This window comes from Magnetospirillum sp. ME-1 (genome assembly GCF_002105535.1).
In the GTDB taxonomy this organism is placed as follows: domain Bacteria; phylum Pseudomonadota; class Alphaproteobacteria; order Rhodospirillales; family Magnetospirillaceae; genus Phaeospirillum.
In genome coordinates this window covers 3,086,453-3,102,766 of the sequence record NZ_CP015848.1, presented here as the reverse complement: position 1 = coordinate 3,102,766, position 16,314 = coordinate 3,086,453, and the positions used below count along the sequence as shown (strand labels likewise).

Here is a 16,314-nt window from a genome sequence, read left to right as displayed (position 1 = left end):
TGACCATGCGCAAGACCCTCTCCGCCGCCCTCTTGATCCTCGCCCTCGCCGCCTGCGCCGGTCCCGCCGCGCCGCCGGATGCGTTCTATCGCATCGAGCCCGGGGCACCCGCCCAGCGCCTGTCCAAACCCGCCCTGCCCGGCGTGCTCGAGGTCAACCGCCTGGCCGCCGACGGCGTGGTGGCCGAACGCGCCCTGGCCTTCGCCCGCGACGGGGTGCTGGCCCATTACAAATACGATTTCTGGAGCGAGCCGCCGGGCATGCTGCTGCAGGACCGCCTGGCCCATTATCTGGCCGAGGCGGGGCTGGCCGACCGGGTGGTGACGCCGGATCTGCGGATCCTCTCCGACTGGGTGCTGCGCGGCAAGGTGCGTCGCTTCGAGCAGATCGCCGGCCGGTCCGAGGTGGCGGTGGAGCTGGAGCTGTCGGTGGTCGGCGCCCGCGATGGCCGCCTCGTGCTGCTCCGGACCTACGAAGCCCGCGTGCCGACGCCCAGCGAGCGGGTCGAGGACGCCGCCCGCGCCATGGAAAAGGGCGCGACCGAGATTTTCGCCCGCTTCCTCGCCGATCTGGCCCGGCCGGCCAAATGAGAAAACCCCGCCGCGCTCCGCCGCGCTCCGGCCGGATTTCCCCCGCGCCGCGCACCGTGGAACTGACCATCGAGCAGGTCGGCGCGCGCGGCGACGGCATCGCGCGGCTGGACGCAGAGACGGTGTTCGTCCCCTTCACCGTGGCGGGCGACAAGGTGCTGGCAAGGATCGAGGGCAAGCGCGGCGACGGCCTGACCGCCGCCCTGATCGAGGTCAGCGAACCCGGACCGGGGCGCGTCGCTCCGCCCTGCGGCCATTACGGCCGCTGCGGCGGCTGCTCGCTCCAGCACATGGACGATTCCCTTTACGCCGAATGGAAGCGCGACCTGCTGATCACCCAGCTGGCCCGCCAGGGCCTGGGCGACGTGCCGGTGGCACCGCTGGTGCGCGTTCCGCCCGCCTCGCGCCGGCGGGCCGACTTCACCTTCGTCCGCGCCAAGGGCGCCATCCTGCTGGGCTTCAACGGACGCGCCAGCCATACCGTCATCGACATCGAACGCTGCCCGCTGCTGGACCCCGCCTTGGGGGCCGCCCTGCCCGGCCTGCGCCGCATGCTGGGCGGCATAGCGGTGGAAGGCGGTGGCGAGATGGTCGTCACCCTGACCGAAGGCGGCCTGGACGTGCTGGTGGAAGCGCCCGCCCGCCTGGACCTGTTCGAGCGCGAGGCCCTGGCCGCCGCCGCCCAGTCCCTGGACCTCGCCCGCCTGCACTGGCGCCGGCCGGGCAGCGGCTTCGTCGAGCCCATCGCCCGCCGGCGTCCGGCCCTGGTGCGGTTCGGCGGCGTCGCGGTCGAGCCCGCCCCCGGCGCCTTCCTGCAGCCCACCCGCGGCGGCGAGTTGGCCATCGCCCAGGCCATCCTGGCCGCCATCCCTGGGGGCGTGCCGGTGGCCGACCTCTATGCCGGCTGCGGCAGCTTCAGCCTGCCGCTGGCCCAGCGCGGTCCGGTGCGGGCCGTGGAAGGCGAACAGGGGCCGGTGGCGGCGCTGGACGCCGCCGCCAGGGCCGCCAAGCTGCCGCTCAGCGCCGAGGTCCGCGACCTGGCCCGCCGTCCCCTGGCCGCCCACGAGCTGAAAGCCTTCCGCGCCGTGGTGCTGGACCCGCCGCGGGCCGGCGCGGCCGCCCAGGCCGCCGAACTGGCCCGCCCCGCAGGCGGCGGACCAGCCACCATCGCCATGGTTTCCTGCAATCCCGCGACCCTGGCCCGCGACCTCAAGACCCTTTGCGATGGCGGCTGGCATGTGGAGGAAATCTCCCCCATCGACCAGTTCCCGTGGTCGGCGCACCTGGAAGCGGTGGCGATCCTTCGGTTATGACGTATTGACTGTGCCTATGGTATGACTATGTACTGTAGGTGAAATCCCGGATGCTGCCTGCCCATGACTGACCTTTCCGAGACCAAGCTGTCCGAACTGCTCTGCGCCCGTCTGTGCCACGATCTGGCCAGCCCCCTTGGCGCGGCGGCGGCCGGGCTGGAATTGCTGGAAGACGGCAGCGACCCGGAAACCCTGGGCCTGGTTTCGGCCAGCATGGGGGCGGCCACGTCCCGCCTGAAATTCCTGCGCGCCACCCTGGGCCCCGCCAACGACCTGCCCCATGCGCCCAAGGCGCTGGGCGATCTGGTGCGCGCCTATCTCGGCAGCGCGGTGACCGGCGGCATCACCCTGGACTGGGCCAGCGACCGCCCCGAGATCGATGGCGAGACCGCCCGTCTGCTGCTGAACCTGGTGCTGATCGCCCGCGATGCCCTGCCGCGCGGCGGGCGGATTATTGCCCGGTGCGGGCACGGCCAAGCGGAAACGGCCGGATTGCGGATCGATGCCATGGGTGAAGGGCTGGGCCTGTCCGCCGAGGCCCGGCTGGTTCTCGTCGACGGCGCGCCGCCCTCGGGCCCCCGTGGCGCCCAGGCATGGTTCGCGCTTCACCTCGCCAGGGCCAAGGGCCTGAAAATCCGGCTGGATCACAGGCCCGGGGAGATTTCCATCATGGCCTGACGAAGATTGTGGAAAAAATCGTTTCGCAAGCGGATTTACCCGGGTCTGGGTTCTTCTAAAGACCTCCTCGCCGTGCTATTAGTCGGCATGGCCTGTCCAGTTCGGATGGGGGGAGAGGTGGTTTTGGTGCCGCGTGCGGGTGCTGAAACAGGACCGTACTGGAGTCGATCATGGATGATCTCCTCAGTGAATTTCTGACTGAGACATCGGAAAGTCTTTCCGTTCTCGACGTTGCCCTGGTGAATCTGGAGCAGAATCCCAACGATCCTCAGATTCTGGGTAACATTTTCCGTCTGGTCCACACCATCAAGGGCACCTGCGGCTTCCTGGGGCTGCCACGCCTCGAGCATGTGGCCCATGCGGGCGAGAACGTGCTGGGCAAGTTCCGCGACGGCGAGTTGGAGGTCACCCCCGACGCCGTGACCCTGATCCTGCAGTCCATCGACCGCATCAAGCTGATCCTGGGCCACCTCGAACAGAACGAGTGCGAGCCCGAGGGCAGCGACGACGACCTGATCGAGCGCCTCAACGCCATGGCCGAGGGCCGCGCCTCGGGCGCCGCCGCCGCGCCGCCGCCTCCCCCGCCGCCGCCCATGCCCACCTTCGAGCCGGTGGCCGCCGCGCCCGAGCCCGTCGCCGCCGCGCCGGCTCCCGAGCCGGAACCCGAGCCCGAGCCCGAGCCCGAGCCGGTCAAGGCCAGCGTCCCCGCCCCGGCCGCCCAGCCGCCGGCCGTGGCCGCCGCCGCTCCGCCCGTTCCGGCGGGCGAGGCCAAGGAATCCGCCGTCGCCGCCCAGACCATCCGCGTCAACGTGGAACTGCTGGAAAACCTGATGACCCTGGTGTCCGAGTTGGTGCTGACCCGCAACCAGCTGCTCCAGATGGTCCGCGGCAAGGACGACAGCGAGTTCGCCACCCCGCTGCAGCGCCTGTCCCACATCACCACCGACCTTCAGGAAGGTGTGATGAAGACCCGCATGCAGCCCATCGGCAACGCCTGGGCCAAGCTGCCGCGCATCGTCCGCGACCTCGCGGTCGAAATGAACAAGAAGATCGACCTCCAGATGCTGGGCGCCGAGACCGAGCTGGACCGCCAGGTCCTCGAGCTGATCAAGGACCCGCTGACCCACATGGTGCGCAACTCGGCCGACCACGGCCTGGAAGGCACCGAGGAGCGCAAGCGGGTGGGCAAGCCCGAAGTGGGCAAGATCGTGCTGAACGCCTTCCACGAGGGCGGCCACATCATCATCGAGATCTCCGACGACGGGCGCGGCCTCAACCTGGACCGCATCAAGCAGAAGGCCATCCAGAACGGCCTGGCCTCCGAGTCGGAACTGGAAGCGCTCACCCCGCAGCAGATCTACCAGTTCATCTTCAAGGCCGGCTTCTCCACCGCCGAGAAGGTCACCAGCGTCTCGGGCCGCGGCGTCGGCATGGACGTGGTGCGCACCAACATCGAGAAGATCGGCGGCACCGTCGAACTGAAGAGCCAGCCCGGCAAGGGCTCCTCCTTCGTCATCAAGATCCCGCTGACGCTGGCCATCGTGTCGGCCCTGATCGTCGAATGCGCCGTCGAGCGCTTCGCCATCCCGCAGATCAGCGTTCTGGAGCTGGTGCGCGTGACGGCCAATTCCGAGCACGGCATCGAGATGATCAACAACGCGCCGGTTCTGCGCCTGCGTGATCGCCTTCTGCCCCTGGTCTCCTTGAAGCGCCTGCTCAAGCTGGCCGAGAACGAGGAAGAACAGCAGGAGACCTTCATCGTCGTCACCCAGGTGGGCACCTACACCTTCGGCATCATCGTCGATCGGGTGTTCGACACCGAGGAAATCGTGGTCAAGCCGGTGGCCCCCATCCTGCGCCACATCTCCATGTTCTCGGGCAACACCATCCTGGGCGATGGTTCGGTGATCATGATCCTCGACCCCAACGGCATCGCCGGCGCCACCGGCGAATCCGGCATGATGGGCGCCGGCACCCGCGACGCCGAGGCCCAGACGGTGCGCGAGAGCCACGCCGACCGCAAGACCTCGCTGCTGGTGTTCCGCGCCGGCGGCGACGACCTCAAGGCGGTGCCGCTGGCCCTGGTGGCACGCCTCGAGGAAATCGAGGTGGGCGACATCGAACACAGCCACGGCAAGCCCATGGTCCAGTACCGTGGCCATCTGATGCCGCTGATCGCCATCGACGGCATCATGAATTTCCGCGACGAGGGCCGCCAGCCGGTGCTGGTGTTCTCGGACAAGGACCACACCATGGGCCTGGTGGTGGACGAGATCGTCGACATCGTCGAGGACACCCTGAAGGTGGAACTGTCCGCCGACAATCCCGGCGTCATCGGCACCGCCGTCATCGCCGGCAAGGCCACCACCATCATCGACGCCGGCTATTACCTGCCGCAGGCGTTCGGCGACTGGTTCGGCCGCAACGACAAGGAATTCGGCAGCTCCGAATACCATCAGCCCCGCGTGCTGCTGGTGGACGACTCGCCGTTCTTCCGCAACCTGCTGACGCCGCTCCTGTCGGTGGCCGGCTACGAGGTGATCTCGGTGGACGGAGCCGACAAGGCCCTGGCGCTGCGTGAGCGCGGCGACGAGTTCGACGCCATCATCAGCGACATCGAGATGCCCGGCATGAGCGGCTTCGAGTTCGCCCAGGCGGTGCGCGCCGACGGCCGCTGGGGCACCATCCCCATGGTGGCGCTGTCGTCCCACGCCACCGAAAAGGACTTCGAACGCGGCCGTCAGGTGGGCTTCAACGACTACATCGCCAAGTTCGACCGCGATGCCCTGTTGCAGACCCTGGCCACGACCATCGCAGCCTCTAAAGGTGCCGCATGAACCAGTTAGTTCCCGCCGGTAAGCGCCCTGGAACGGAGCTGGCCGCTCCCGAGACCCAGGACTTCGTGACCATGTTCATCGAGGGTCAGCTGTTCGGCATCCCCGTGCTGACCGTCCAGGACGTGCTGGGCCCGCAGAAGATCACCCGCATCCCGCTGGCGCCCCGCGAGGTGGCAGGCAGCCTCAACCTGCGCGGCCGCATCGTCACCGCCATCGACGTGCGCCTGCGTCTCGGCCTGAAGAAGCGGGCCGAGGACAAGAAGGGCATGAGCGTGGTCGTCGACATGGGCGGCGAGCTCTACTCCCTGATGGTCGATCAGGTGGGCGAGGTCCTCTCGCTGCCGGCGGCCAAGTTCGAACGCAATCCGCCGACGCTGGACCCCCATTGGCGGGACTTCTCCATCGGCATCTACCGCCTGGATGACAAGCTGCTCGTGGTACTCGACGTGGGCAAGCTGCTGGATTTCACGCGGAACGAATAGTATAGGCATGGGGTAAGGGACCACGAAGGGGTGGCGAACCCGCCGGGGTAGCAAGACCACCCCTCCATCGGAGGCAAGCTTGGGAATGAAGTCCTGTCTGATCGTTGACGATTCCAAGGTCATCCGCATGGTGGCCAAGAAAATCCTGCACGAGCTGAGTTTCAAGACCGAGGAGGCCGAGGACGGCTCCGCCGCTCTCGAAGCCTGCAAGCGCTCCATGCCGGATGCCGTGCTGCTCGACTGGAACATGCCGGTGATGAACGGCATCGACTTCCTGCGCGCGCTGCGCCAGCTTCCCGGCGGCGATCATCCGATCGTGGTGTTCTGCACCACCGAGAACGATATCGAGCATATTCAGGAAGCCATCACGGCCGGCGCCAACGAATACATCATGAAGCCCTTTGACAGCGAAATCCTTCAGGCGAAATTCTCGCAGGTCGGATTGCTGTAGCCCCAGGTTCGGTGATTTCACCCATGGCCATCGATTCCCCCTCTCCGGCAGCCGAGCCCATCCGGGTCATGCTGGTCGATGACTCCGCGGTCGTTCGCGGTCTCGTCACCCGCATTCTGGAAGGCGAGGCCGGCATCCAGGTGGTCGCCTCGGTCGGCAACGGCCAGATGGCGCTGGCGTCGCTGGAGCGCAACGAGATCGACGTGGTCATCCTCGATATCGAGATGCCGGTCATGGACGGTCTGACAGCCCTTCCCAAGCTGCTGCAGATCGACCCCGGCCTCAAGGTGATCATGCAATCGACGCTGACGCTGAAGGGGGCCGACGTCTCGTTGCGCGCCATGCAGATGGGCGCCGCCGACTACATCCCCAAGCCCACCTCCACCCGCGACCTGGCGGGCGGCGCCGACTTCAAGAGCGAACTGGTGGGCAAGATCCGGGCCCTGGGCCAGGCGCGCAAGGCCGGCGCGCGGCCCGCCCGTCCCGGCGGTCCGCCGGCCACCCGGCCGGCCATCTCGCCGGCCTCGCCCCGCACCCCGGTTCCCATCCATCCGCCCGGCCCGCTGCAGCTGCGCAGCAACACGCCCGAGCCGCCGGACATCATCGCCATCGGATCGTCCACCGGCGGCCCGCAGGCGCTGTTCACCGTGCTGGGCACCATGAAGGCCGGCACCGTTCGCCAGCCCATCCTGATCACCCAGCACATGCCCGCCACCTTCACCACCATCCTGGCCGAACACATTAGCCGCGTCTCGGGCTGGAACGCCCGCGAGGCCGTCGATGGCGAGGTGATCGCCGGTGGACGCGTCTATATCGCGCCGGGTGATTTCCACATGGTGGTGGAAACCAAGGGTACCGACAAAGTGTTGCGATTGAACAAGAACCCTCCTGAGAACTTCTGCCGCCCGGCCGTCGATCCCATGTTGCGGTCCATCGCCGCCGCCTATGGCAAGCGCGTGCTGACCTGCATCCTGACGGGAATGGGCGCCGACGGCATGAAGGGTGGCCAGGCGGTGGTAGCCTCGGGCGGCACCGTGATCGCCCAGGACGAGGCTAGCTCGGTTGTGTGGGGCATGCCGGGGGCAGCGGCGACGGCGGGCATTTGCTCGGCCGTCCTGCCTCTGCCGGAAATTGCCCCTTGGATCATGAAACTGGCGGCGAGGCGCTAAACCCATGCGGCCCGAAGATTTTGATTTCGTCGCCAAGTTGCTGAAGGACCGTTCCGGTCTGGTCATCACCCGCGACAAGGCCTACCTCCTGGAAAGCCGTCTGACCCCGGTGGCGCGCAAGCGCGGCCTCAAGGGTCTGGATGATCTGGTATCCGGCCTGCGCACCGCCGGCGAGGATCTGCTGCGCGAAGTCACCGAAGCGATGACGACCAACGAGTCGTTCTTCTTCCGCGACATCAAGCCGTTCGACCAGTTCAAGAACGTCGTGCTGCCCCACCTGCTGGCCACCCGCGCCACCAAGAAGTCGTTCCGCATCTGGTCGGCCGCCTCGTCGTCCGGGCAGGAGGCCTACACCCTGGCCATGGTGCTGAAGGAAGAAGGCGCCAAGCTGGCCGGCTGGAAGATCGAGATCGTCGGCACCGACATCTCCACCGAGATGCTGGAAAAGGCCAAGGCCGGCCTTTACTCCCAGTTCGAGGTGCAACGCGGCCTGCCCATCCAGCTCCTCGTCAAGTACTTCAAGAAGACCGCCGAGATGTGGCAGATCGACCCCGCCATTCGCGGCATGGTCCAGTACCGCGAATACAACCTGCTGCACGACCTGAAGCCCTTGGGCCAGTTCGACGTGGTGTTCTGCCGCAACGTGCTGATCTATTTCGACCAGCCCACCAAGACCCGCGTGCTGGACAACATCAGCCGGGTGATGCCCGACGATGGCTTCCTCTATCTGGGCGGCGCCGAGACGGTGCTGGGCATCTCGGACAAGTTCAAGCCCATCCCCGACCAGCGCGGCGTCTACTCCACCACCCGCGCTCCGGCCGGCATCGGCACCACCAAGTAGCTCTGTCCCTTAACGGACATACAAAGCCCCTTCCGGGACACCGGGAGGGGCTTTTTCGTGGTCAATAACACCAGCAGGCCAATGAATTGACCTGTCATGCTGAGGCGAAGCCGAAGCATCTTTCAGGTGCAAGCTGTCCCGCCTGCGGCTGAAAGATCCTTCCGCCCTTTGGGCGTCAGGATGACAGGACGGGACAGGTCAAAGGAAGGTTTGTATAAAGCCGTCGCCGGAGTCATGGACTCGGAAACACCAAAAGGGCCCGTGGCTGCCCACGGACCCTTTTGCGATGCTTAACCAGCGAAACCTTAGGCGGCGGCGGCCTGCTTGGTCGCCAGGGCGCGCTCGATGCGCTTCTTCAGGCGGCGGGCCTCGGCGCTGAGCTTGGTGGTGGCGATGGACAGCAGGTAGGAGTCGATGCCGCCGTTATGCTCGATGGTCTTCAGACCGTTGGTCGAGATGCGCAGGCGCACGGCGTGACCCAGGGCGTCGGACAGCAGCGAAGCTTCCTGCAGGTTGGGCAGGAACCGACGACGGGTCTTGTTGTTGGCGTGGCTGACGTTGTTTCCGGTCAGAACGCCCTTGCCGGTGATGGCGCAGCGACGAGCCATAGCGAAATCCTCATATCCAAAAATTCGGTCCCGGAAGAGCGCCCGTTGGCCGGGGCATACCGGAGGAAGCCGCGTTTTTACGGTGGCGGAAGCCGCCCGTCAAGCGCGGAATCCGATTCGATACAAATCCTTATGGACTCTACCTCACCCAACGGCCGAGATAGCTCTGAATCAGCTGGGACATCTGCTGGTCGATATCACGCGCCAGGCTTTCGCTGATGTCGTAGAGCACCCGGTCGCGCTCGTTCAGCGTGATGCCCTCGGCCACGGTCTTGGAGCGGGTGGCCTGGGCCACGGTCTCGCCCTGGACCATGCCGCGCGCGTCGAGGATCTGCACCGCCACGTTCAGCGCGGCGTCGTAGCGCAGCTCCTGCTCCTTCTTGAAGGCGCCGGTCAGGCCCTTGTCCACCGACAGCGGCACCTCGACCACCTTGGCGTCCTTGATCACCACCCGGGCCGAACCGGTGCGGCCCACCGGCTTCAGCCGGTCCTGGGCCCAGCGCTGGATGGCGCCTTCGGGCGACACCGGCATCAGGTGCTCGATATGGGGCGAGCGGCCGGGGGCGACGAATTCCGAGACGATCTCCAACTGGCCCACGTCCAGCTGGAACGGCCGCAGATTGGCGAAGCTGATCTCGGGCAGCTTCTGCATGGGCGGCTTGGCGTTCTGGCAGGCACTGGCGGTCAGGGCGGCGACAACGGCCACCACCAGGCGGATATGCCGAGCGATCATCGGAAATGACTCCCCTTGGGCGTGCGAAACGTGTGGGTTCAATATCGGTGCGGTGCGGCAAGCCGTCAAGAATGCTGCAGCTCGGACAGCCGGAAGACATGGTCGGTGCGGCAGAACTCGCAGGTCACCACGATTCGGCCCGCCTCGTCGGCCACCGAGGCGATCTCGGCGGCGGGCAGCGAGCGCAGCGTCGCCTCGACCTTGTCGCGCGAGCAGCGGCAGCGGGCCTGAATCGCCTTGGCCTCGAAGGCCTGCAGCTGCTCGGCATGATACAGGCGGTAGAGCAGCTGTTCGGGCGCCAGGGCGGGGTCGGTCAGTTCGGCGCCAGTGACGCTGGAGAGCAAAATCTCGGCGCGGCGCCAGCTTTCCTCGGCCTCCTCGGCCACCAGGATGGGGGCGCTGCCGGTTCCCGAGGGCATGCGCTGGATCATCAGCGCGGCGGCCGCCCAGCCCTGTCCGCCGGCGGGCGGGCGCACGGCGGCCTCGATGGCGGTGTCGAGCTGTTCCGACTGCTTGAAATAGGCCCGGGCGCAGTCTTCCAGGGTGGCGCCTTCCAGCTCGACGATGCCCTGGTAGCGGTCGGTATCCGGCCCCTGGTCCACGGTGAAGGCGAGATAGCCCTTGCCCAGCAGCGCCGGCACCGAGGCCCGGTCGGACACCGGCACCTGCCCCAGGCGGGTGGCGTCGAAGCGGGCGTGGGCGCGCATGTCGCCCGCGCTGGTGACGTCGGCCACCAGCAGCGAGACCGGGCCGTCGCCCTGGGCCTGCAGGGTGAAGATGCCGTCGAACTTCATGGAGGTGGCCAGCACGGCGGCCAGCGCCATGGTCTCGGCCAGCAGGGCGGCCACCGGCACCGGATAGGCATGCTGGTCGTCGAGAATGGTGTCGAGCGAGGCGCCCAGGCGGGCCAGGCGGCCGCGCACCGCGCCGCCCATCACGGAAAAGGGCAGGACGGTATCGGTCAAGCCAGGCACCAGGTCAGGATTCCCTTCTGGACGTGCATGCGGTTTTCCGCCTCGTCCCACACCACCGATTGCCGGCCGTCCATGACCGGGTCGGTCACTTCCTCGCCCCTGTGGGCGGGCAGGCAATGCATGAACAGGGCATCCGGCGCGGCCTTGGCCATCAGCGCCTCGTTGACCTGATAGGGCTCCAGCAGCTCGTGGCGGTTGGAATCGGTGCAGCCCATGGACACCCAGGTGTCGGTCAGCACCAGATGGGCGCCGGAGACCGCCTCGGCCGGGTGAGTGGTCAGCACCACGCTGGCGCCCTTGGCCCGCGCCCAGTCCACGGCGGCCCGCGACGGCATCAGGCTTTCCGGGCAGGCCAGACGGATCTCGCAGCCGAAATGGCCGGCGGCGTGAATCCAGCTGGCGGCCACGTTGTTGCCGTCGCCCACCCAGGCCACCACCTTGCCGGCCAGCGAGCCGCGATGCTCCTCGAAGGTCATCACGTCGGCCATCACCTGGCAGGGATGGGATTCGTCGGTCAGGCCGTTGATCACCGGCACGCCGGCATGGCTGGCCAGCTCGGTCATCTTTTCCGGCAGGTTGGTGCGGATCATCACCGCATCGACGAAGCGCGACAGCACGCGGGCGGTGTCGGCGATGGTCTCGCCCCGGCCCAGCTGGGTGTCGCCCGCCGCCAGCATGACGACGTCGCCGCCCAGCTGCTTCATGCCCACCTCGAAGGACACGCGGGTCCGGGTCGAGGGCTTCTCGAAGATCATGGCCAGGATCTTGCCGGCCAGCGGCGCCTTGGGGCCCTTGCCCTGCTTGTAGGCCAGGCCGAGATCGAGGATATGGCGCAGCGTCGCCGTGTCGAACCGGTCAAGGTCAAGGAAATGGCGCGGCGCGCCCGATGCGTTGGAAGGGGTCATTTCACCTCATCGAAGGCGCGGGCCAGGATGCCCACGGCTTCGTCCACATGGCTTTCATCGATGATCAGCGGCGGCAGCAGCCGCACGATATTGTCGCCGGCCCCCACGGTCAGCATTCCGTGGCCCGCCAGCCTCGCCACCATCTCGGTGTTGGGCATGACGGGCTTGAAGCCCAGCATCAGGCCGAGACCCCGGACCTCGGTGACCACGCCGGGAAAACGGGCGCAAACCTCTTCGACCCGGGCGCGCAGCAGGGCGCCCATGGCCTGGACGCGGTCCAGGAAGCCGGGCTCGGCCATGACGTTCAGCACCTCGTCGGCCACCGCCATGGCCAGCGGATTGCCGCCGAAGGTGGAGCCGTGGGTGCCCGCCACCATGCCCGAGGCGGCCTTTTCCGTCGCCAGGCAGGCGCCCACCGGGAAGCCGCCGCCCAGGCCCTTGGCCGCGCCCATGATGTCGGGGGTGACCCCCGCCTGCTGGTGGGCGAACAGGGTGCCGGTGCGGCCCATGCCGGTCTGCACCTCGTCGAAGATCAACAGGATGCCGAACTCGTCGGCGGTGGCGCGCAGGCGGCGCAGGTAATCGGGATCGCCGGGGACGATGCCGCCCTCGCCCTGGACCGGCTCCACCAGGATGGCGGCGGTCTCCTTGGTGATGGCGGCGCGCATGGCGTTGAGATTGCCGAACGGCACATGGTCGAAGCCTTCGACCGTGGGGGCGAAGCCCTCCATATGCTTCTTCTGCCCGCCCGCCGCCACCGTGGCCAGCGTGCGGCCGTGGAAGGCGCCCTCGGCGCAGATGACGCGGTAGCGTTCGGGATTGCCGGCGGCATAGTGGTAGCGCCGGGCCATCTTGATGCTGCATTCCAGCGCCTCGGCGCCGGAATTGCAGAAGAACACCGTGTCGGCGAAGGTGCGCTCCACCAGCTTGGCGGCCACCTTCTCCTGCCCCGGCACCCGGTAGAGGTTGGAGGTGTGCCAGACCTTGGCGGCCTGATCGGTCAGCGCCTTGACCAGACGCGGATGGCAATGCCCCAGCGCGTTGACGGCCACGCCGGCGGCGAAATCGAGGAAGCGTCGGCCGTCCGCAGTGAACAGATAGACACCCTCGCCCCGCTCGAAAGCGAGGTCGGCACGCGCATAGGTCGGCATCACCACTGGAATCACGTCACTCTCCCGAGAATGCCCGGCGGCCTCGCAAGTGCGAGCGAAAAGGCCGGTGCGCTCATGGAAAGCGGCAGAATATCGGTTGGAAAACGGTAAATGTCAATGGGCTGGCGGCTTTTCAGCTTCTGAGCTTGTATCCGCTGTCCAGCATGCGCCAGGTGGCGAGCAGCAGAACCAGGTCGGCCACCGCCATGGCGGCGACGCCGACGGCCACCGAACCGTCGCTGACGCCGATGAATCCCGCCCGGAATCCGTCGATCATGTAGAAGAACGGATTGACCAGGGCGACGGCGTGGAAGGCCTGGGGCAGGCGCTCGATGGAATAGAAGGTGCCCGACAGGAAGGACAGCGGCGTGACGATGAAATTGGTCACCGCCGCCATATGGTCGAACTTGTCGGCCCATATGCCGCCCATCATGCCCAACAGCGACAGCATCAACGAGCCCATCACCGCGTGATAGACGATCAGCAGCGGATTGTGGACCGGCAGATGAACGAACAGGGCCATGGCGAGGCCCACGGCGATGCCCACCGCCAGCCCGCGCGCCACGCCGCCCAAGGCCACCGCCGCCGTCTGCTCGGCCCCGGTGAGCGGCGGCATCAGCATGTCGACGATGTTGCCCTGGACCTTGGCGATGATGATGGACGACGAGGTGTTGGCGAAGGCGTTCTGGACGATGGCCATCATGATCAGGCCGGGGCTGAGGAACTGCACGAAGGGCACGCCCTTGACCTCGGCCGCCACCGGGCCCAGCGCCAGGGCGAACACCGAGAGGAACAGCAAGGTGGTGACCACGGGGGCGACGATGGTCTGGAAATAGACCTTGAGGAAACGGCGCACCTCCTTGCACAACAGGGTCCAGGTCCCCAGCCAGTTGACCGCGCCATAGGAGCGGGGCGCCGGCGGCAGGATGTTCACGTCGTCTCTCATGCTACACTCGCTTTCCATGACCACTCGGCGCCCACCATCCAAGATCACGCCATCATACCTCGAGAATGCAGCCCTGCATTATCTCGAACGCTATTCCTCGTCCAGGGCCAACCTTAAGCGGATACTCATGCGCAAGGTGGACCGGTCGCTGGCCCATTGGGGCGGCGAGCGCGACGAGGCCGCCTCGCTGGTCGAGGCGGTGATCGCCAAGCTGGCCGGGCTGGGATACCTGAACGACGCCGCCTATGCCGACATCAAGGTGCGGACCTTAAGGCGCAAGGGGGCCAGCACCCGGCTGATCCAGGCCGCGCTGTCGGCCAAGGGGGTCGAGGCCGAAACCGTCGCCGCCGCCCTGTCCGAACAGGAGCCGGACTCCGAACTGGCCGCCGCCTTCACCCTGGCGCGCCGCCGGCGCCTTGGCCCCTACCGCGCCGCCGACAAGCGGGCTGAATTCCGCGCCAAGGACCTGGCCGCATTGGGCCGCGCCGGCTTTTCCTGGGAAACCGCCCGCGCCGTCATCGAGGCGGAGGATCAATAGACAGGGGCTTGCATACAATTGTATTTCAACATTTTTCTTGCTCTGCGAGAAAAAGTTGCTAGATACTTGCCGAACGCCAGTTCCTTCGTCTTAGCAGAGCATTCCATGCCCAACCTTCAAGCCCTCATCGACAACCCAGCGGCCATGGCCGAGTTGTTGGAGGAGATGTCTCACACCGACCCGGTACGGGCCGAGCAGGTGCTGAACGACGGCATTCGGAATTTCGAAGAATTGGCCGAAGTTGTCTCCCGCCCTCCGTTCACTGAAGATGATGATCGTGAACTGGCGCAGGTCTATGCAGCAGCAAGGCGCATGACCGGACGATGACCCAGAATTTGCCGGTGTCCCTTGTGAGCGTTCGCAAGGAGATCACCTCGAACTACACCGACAGTTTGGCACGCGTAGCTCGGCACTTTAAAGTCGATCTGACCTGCGTTGAGTTCTCCAAGAGGGAGCTTCGGCTCGCCCTTGAGGAAGCAGAGATTGATGTCGAAGCCCTATTAAGGCGGCGCAGCGCAACCCATGGGGTATCTCTCGGCAAGGTTGCCGGTGTATACGCCTATCGCCTCAGCCGGTTTGACATCGTCCATCTGGCGGGGGATGCCTATGAATTGCCAGAAAGCCACTTAATCAAACATATCGTGGCTCTCAACGTGGTAAAGGCTCGAATTCTTCGCATAAAGATCGGGGCCGACCGGGTGCTGGAACTGGCCTATCAGATGTCACGACGGCACGCCAATCAGGAGACTCTGGGCGTCTGCTTCGATGTGCTGGCCGACGCCCACGGCAAAGCGGCCTGACCCTGTTCCTCAGTCTGACACCACCTTCTGGGCCTGGGGCGAGCTCATGGCCACTCCGGCCGCGTCGAAGCGCTGCTTCAGGCGGCGGTTGAACTCGCGGATCAGGGTGACGCGGTCGCCAGGCGTGGTCTTGATGCGCACCCGCAGGATCACCGAGGCGGCGTCGAAGCGCTCGACGCCCTGGACCTCGACGGGATCGATCATCATGGCACCCCAATTGGCCTCGCCGCGCATCTCGGTGCCCAGGGCCAGGATGATCTCCGTCGCCCGGTCGGTGTCCACCTCATAGGCCACCGGCACGTCGATGCCGGCATAGTTGAAGCCCCGGCTGGAATTGATGACGGTGGAGACCGCGCCGAACGGCACGGTGTGCAGCGAGCCGTTGCCGTCCCGGATCTTCAGGGCGCGGATGGACAGCGATTCCACCGTCCCCACATGCTCGCCCACCTTGACGGAATCGCCCACCGCCACCGTGTCCTCGAACAGGATGAAGGCGCCGGTGATGATGTCCTGGACCAGTTTCTGCGAACCGAAGCCGATGGCGATGCCCAGCACGCCGGCGCCGGCCAGGAGCGGCGCGATGTTGACGCCGATCTCCGACAGCACGATCAGCCCCACCGTCACCACCAGCAGGATGAAGGCAGCGTTGCGCACCAAAGGCAGCAGGGTGCGGGCGCGGCCCGAGCGCGGCAACTGGTTGCCCTCGGCATCGGTGGCGGAGAGATAGCGCTCGATCAGGGCGCGCAGCACCTCCCAGAACACCACCGCCAGGGCCAGAACCAGGATGATGTTGATGACGCCCGACAGGATGCGCCGCCCCCATTCCGAGCCCACCACCGCCATGACGTCGTAGACGCCCAGGGACTGGATGGTCATCAGGCCCACCCCGCCGCACAGCCCCACCAGCAGGATGCGGCGCAGCCAGCCCAGACGCAGCCGGATGCGCAGGCGCTGCTCGTCGGACAGCCGCCGCCCGGCGAAACGGTGCCAGGCGCCCCGCGACAGGCGGTCGGCGCCGAAGGCCACCACCAGGGTGACGACGACGATCACCGCCGTATGCCGCCACTGGTCGCGCCCCGAATGGTCGGCCAGCTTCTGCACCATGACGTCGGCGGCCTTGTCGCCGATGGCGTTGATCTGGCCCGGCAGTTCCTGGATGGGGGCGGGCGGCGGCGGGGCCGCGCTCTGGGCCAGGGCCGGACCGCACAGCGCGCCCAGCAACATCAGGGTGGCGAGCAGGCGCCCGAAGACGCCATTATGGGCAACAGCACTCATGGTCTTTAACCGCTCCGAGGATC

18 protein-coding genes are annotated in these 16,314 nt (G+C 66.8%); 11 read left to right on the top strand and 7 right to left on the bottom strand.

The window, feature by feature from the left end; translation table 11 throughout:
* Positions 1-5 precede the first annotated feature (5 nt).
* The 8 genes from WV31_RS14635 to WV31_RS14600 all read left to right on the top strand — a co-directional run bounded on the left by WV31_RS14635 (position 6) and on the right by WV31_RS14600 (position 8,361).
* Positions 6-590 (top strand): ABC-type transport auxiliary lipoprotein family protein, encoded by a 585-nt coding sequence (locus WV31_RS14635; protein WP_237051306.1) that lies wholly within the window; start codon positions 6-8, stop codon positions 588-590.
* Entirely contained in the window at positions 587-1,903 is a 1,317-nt protein-coding gene (locus WV31_RS14630) for a class I SAM-dependent RNA methyltransferase (RefSeq protein WP_085374263.1), read from the top strand. The genes WV31_RS14635 and WV31_RS14630 overlap by 4 nt, the downstream gene beginning before the upstream one ends.
* Before the next feature lie 63 nt (positions 1,904-1,966).
* The gene (locus WV31_RS14625) at positions 1,967-2,581 is read left to right on the top strand and encodes a histidine phosphotransferase family protein (RefSeq protein WP_085374262.1); all 615 of its coding nucleotides are present in this window, start codon (positions 1,967-1,969) and stop codon (positions 2,579-2,581) included.
* 170 nt (positions 2,582-2,751) lie between these two features.
* A complete protein-coding gene (locus tag WV31_RS14620; RefSeq protein ID WP_085374261.1) occupies positions 2,752-5,418 on the top strand; it encodes a hybrid sensor histidine kinase/response regulator in 2,667 nt (888 codons plus the stop codon).
* Positions 5,415-5,900: a chemotaxis protein CheW gene (locus tag WV31_RS14615; protein WP_011382772.1), complete on the top strand. Its 486-nt coding sequence runs from the start codon at positions 5,415-5,417 to the stop codon at positions 5,898-5,900. The genes WV31_RS14620 and WV31_RS14615 overlap by 4 nt, the downstream gene beginning before the upstream one ends.
* 85 nt (positions 5,901-5,985) lie before the next feature.
* Complete coding sequence (locus WV31_RS14610; RefSeq protein ID WP_085374260.1) at positions 5,986-6,351, top strand: response regulator; 366 nt, start codon at positions 5,986-5,988, stop codon at positions 6,349-6,351.
* Positions 6,352-6,374: 23 nt separating this feature from the next.
* Complete coding sequence (locus WV31_RS14605) at positions 6,375-7,520, top strand: protein-glutamate methylesterase/protein-glutamine glutaminase (RefSeq protein ID WP_085374259.1); 1,146 nt, start codon at positions 6,375-6,377, stop codon at positions 7,518-7,520.
* Positions 7,521-7,524: 4 nt separating this feature from the next.
* Positions 7,525-8,361 (top strand): CheR family methyltransferase, encoded by an 837-nt coding sequence (locus tag WV31_RS14600; RefSeq protein ID WP_085374258.1) that lies wholly within the window; start codon positions 7,525-7,527, stop codon positions 8,359-8,361.
* A 305-nt stretch (positions 8,362-8,666) separates the two neighbouring features.
* On the opposite strand, the gene rpmB is transcribed toward WV31_RS14600, so the two are convergent.
* The 6 genes from rpmB to WV31_RS14570 all read right to left on the bottom strand — a co-directional run bounded on the left by rpmB (position 8,667) and on the right by WV31_RS14570 (position 13,678).
* On the bottom strand, positions 8,667-8,969 hold the full coding sequence (gene rpmB, locus WV31_RS14595; protein WP_085374257.1) for a 50S ribosomal protein L28: 303 nt from the start codon (positions 8,967-8,969) through the stop codon (positions 8,667-8,669).
* Between the two features lie 139 nt (positions 8,970-9,108).
* On the bottom strand, positions 9,109-9,702 hold the full coding sequence (locus WV31_RS14590; RefSeq protein ID WP_085374256.1) for a hypothetical protein: 594 nt from the start codon (positions 9,700-9,702) through the stop codon (positions 9,109-9,111).
* Between the two features lie 65 nt (positions 9,703-9,767).
* Positions 9,768-10,667, bottom strand: coding sequence for an Hsp33 family molecular chaperone HslO (hslO, locus tag WV31_RS14585; RefSeq protein WP_085374255.1), 900 nt, complete (start codon positions 10,665-10,667; stop codon positions 9,768-9,770).
* Positions 10,664-11,581, bottom strand: coding sequence for an ornithine carbamoyltransferase (gene argF / locus WV31_RS14580; protein WP_085374254.1), 918 nt, complete (start codon positions 11,579-11,581; stop codon positions 10,664-10,666). The genes hslO and argF overlap by 4 nt, the downstream gene beginning before the upstream one ends.
* The gene (locus tag WV31_RS14575; RefSeq protein ID WP_168185953.1) at positions 11,578-12,747 is read right to left on the bottom strand and encodes an aspartate aminotransferase family protein; all 1,170 of its coding nucleotides are present in this window, start codon (positions 12,745-12,747) and stop codon (positions 11,578-11,580) included. Before WV31_RS14575 ends, argF begins: the two co-directional genes overlap by 4 nt.
* Before the next feature lie 118 nt (positions 12,748-12,865).
* A complete protein-coding gene (locus WV31_RS14570) occupies positions 12,866-13,678 on the bottom strand; it encodes an ABC transporter permease (protein WP_085374252.1) in 813 nt (270 codons plus the stop codon).
* Positions 13,679-13,805: 127 nt separating this feature from the next.
* Between WV31_RS14570 and WV31_RS14565 the strand changes: the two genes are divergently transcribed.
* The 3 genes from WV31_RS14565 to WV31_RS14555 are packed head-to-tail and all read left to right on the top strand — an operon-like array spanning position 13,806 to position 15,016.
* Positions 13,806-14,216, top strand: coding sequence for a regulatory protein RecX (locus WV31_RS14565; RefSeq protein ID WP_237051305.1), 411 nt, complete (start codon positions 13,806-13,808; stop codon positions 14,214-14,216).
* Between the two features lie 18 nt (positions 14,217-14,234).
* Positions 14,235-14,543: a hypothetical protein gene (locus tag WV31_RS14560; RefSeq protein WP_206072546.1), complete on the top strand. Its 309-nt coding sequence runs from the start codon at positions 14,235-14,237 to the stop codon at positions 14,541-14,543.
* Complete coding sequence (locus tag WV31_RS14555; protein ID WP_085374249.1) at positions 14,540-15,016, top strand: hypothetical protein; 477 nt, start codon at positions 14,540-14,542, stop codon at positions 15,014-15,016. The genes WV31_RS14560 and WV31_RS14555 overlap by 4 nt, the downstream gene beginning before the upstream one ends.
* Before the next feature lie 9 nt (positions 15,017-15,025).
* Here WV31_RS14555 and WV31_RS14550 read toward each other — a convergent pair whose 3' ends face one another.
* Positions 15,026-16,291: a mechanosensitive ion channel family protein gene (locus WV31_RS14550; protein WP_085374248.1), complete on the bottom strand. Its 1,266-nt coding sequence runs from the start codon at positions 16,289-16,291 to the stop codon at positions 15,026-15,028.
* Positions 16,292-16,314: the final 23 nt, after the last annotated feature.

Excerpts from the sequence above, each read along its gene's own strand:
- WV31_RS14635 (WP_237051306.1), top strand. The coding sequence starts at position 6 with ATGCGCAAGACCCTCTCCGCCGCCCTCTTGATCCTCGCCCTCGCCGCC.
- WV31_RS14630 (WP_085374263.1), top strand. The coding sequence starts at position 587 with ATGAGAAAACCCCGCCGCGCTCCGCCGCGCTCCGGCCGGATTTCCCCC.
- WV31_RS14625 (WP_085374262.1), top strand. The coding sequence starts at position 1,967 with ATGACTGACCTTTCCGAGACCAAGCTGTCCGAACTGCTCTGCGCCCGT.
- WV31_RS14620 (WP_085374261.1), top strand. The coding sequence starts at position 2,752 with ATGGATGATCTCCTCAGTGAATTTCTGACTGAGACATCGGAAAGTCTT.
- WV31_RS14615 (WP_011382772.1), top strand. The coding sequence starts at position 5,415 with ATGAACCAGTTAGTTCCCGCCGGTAAGCGCCCTGGAACGGAGCTGGCC.
- WV31_RS14610 (WP_085374260.1), top strand. The coding sequence starts at position 5,986 with ATGAAGTCCTGTCTGATCGTTGACGATTCCAAGGTCATCCGCATGGTG.
- WV31_RS14605 (WP_085374259.1), top strand. The coding sequence starts at position 6,375 with ATGGCCATCGATTCCCCCTCTCCGGCAGCCGAGCCCATCCGGGTCATG.
- WV31_RS14600 (WP_085374258.1), top strand. The coding sequence starts at position 7,525 with ATGCGGCCCGAAGATTTTGATTTCGTCGCCAAGTTGCTGAAGGACCGT.
- rpmB (WP_085374257.1), bottom strand. The coding sequence starts at position 8,969 with ATGGCTCGTCGCTGCGCCATCACCGGCAAGGGCGTTCTGACCGGAAAC.
- WV31_RS14590 (WP_085374256.1), bottom strand. The coding sequence starts at position 9,702 with ATGATCGCTCGGCATATCCGCCTGGTGGTGGCCGTTGTCGCCGCCCTG.
- argF (WP_085374254.1), bottom strand. The coding sequence starts at position 11,581 with ATGACCCCTTCCAACGCATCGGGCGCGCCGCGCCATTTCCTTGACCTT.
- WV31_RS14570 (WP_085374252.1), bottom strand. The coding sequence starts at position 13,678 with ATGAGAGACGACGTGAACATCCTGCCGCCGGCGCCCCGCTCCTATGGC.
- WV31_RS14565 (WP_237051305.1), top strand. The coding sequence starts at position 13,806 with ATGCGCAAGGTGGACCGGTCGCTGGCCCATTGGGGCGGCGAGCGCGAC.
- WV31_RS14555 (WP_085374249.1), top strand. The coding sequence starts at position 14,540 with ATGACCCAGAATTTGCCGGTGTCCCTTGTGAGCGTTCGCAAGGAGATC.
- WV31_RS14550 (WP_085374248.1), bottom strand. The coding sequence starts at position 16,291 with ATGAGTGCTGTTGCCCATAATGGCGTCTTCGGGCGCCTGCTCGCCACC.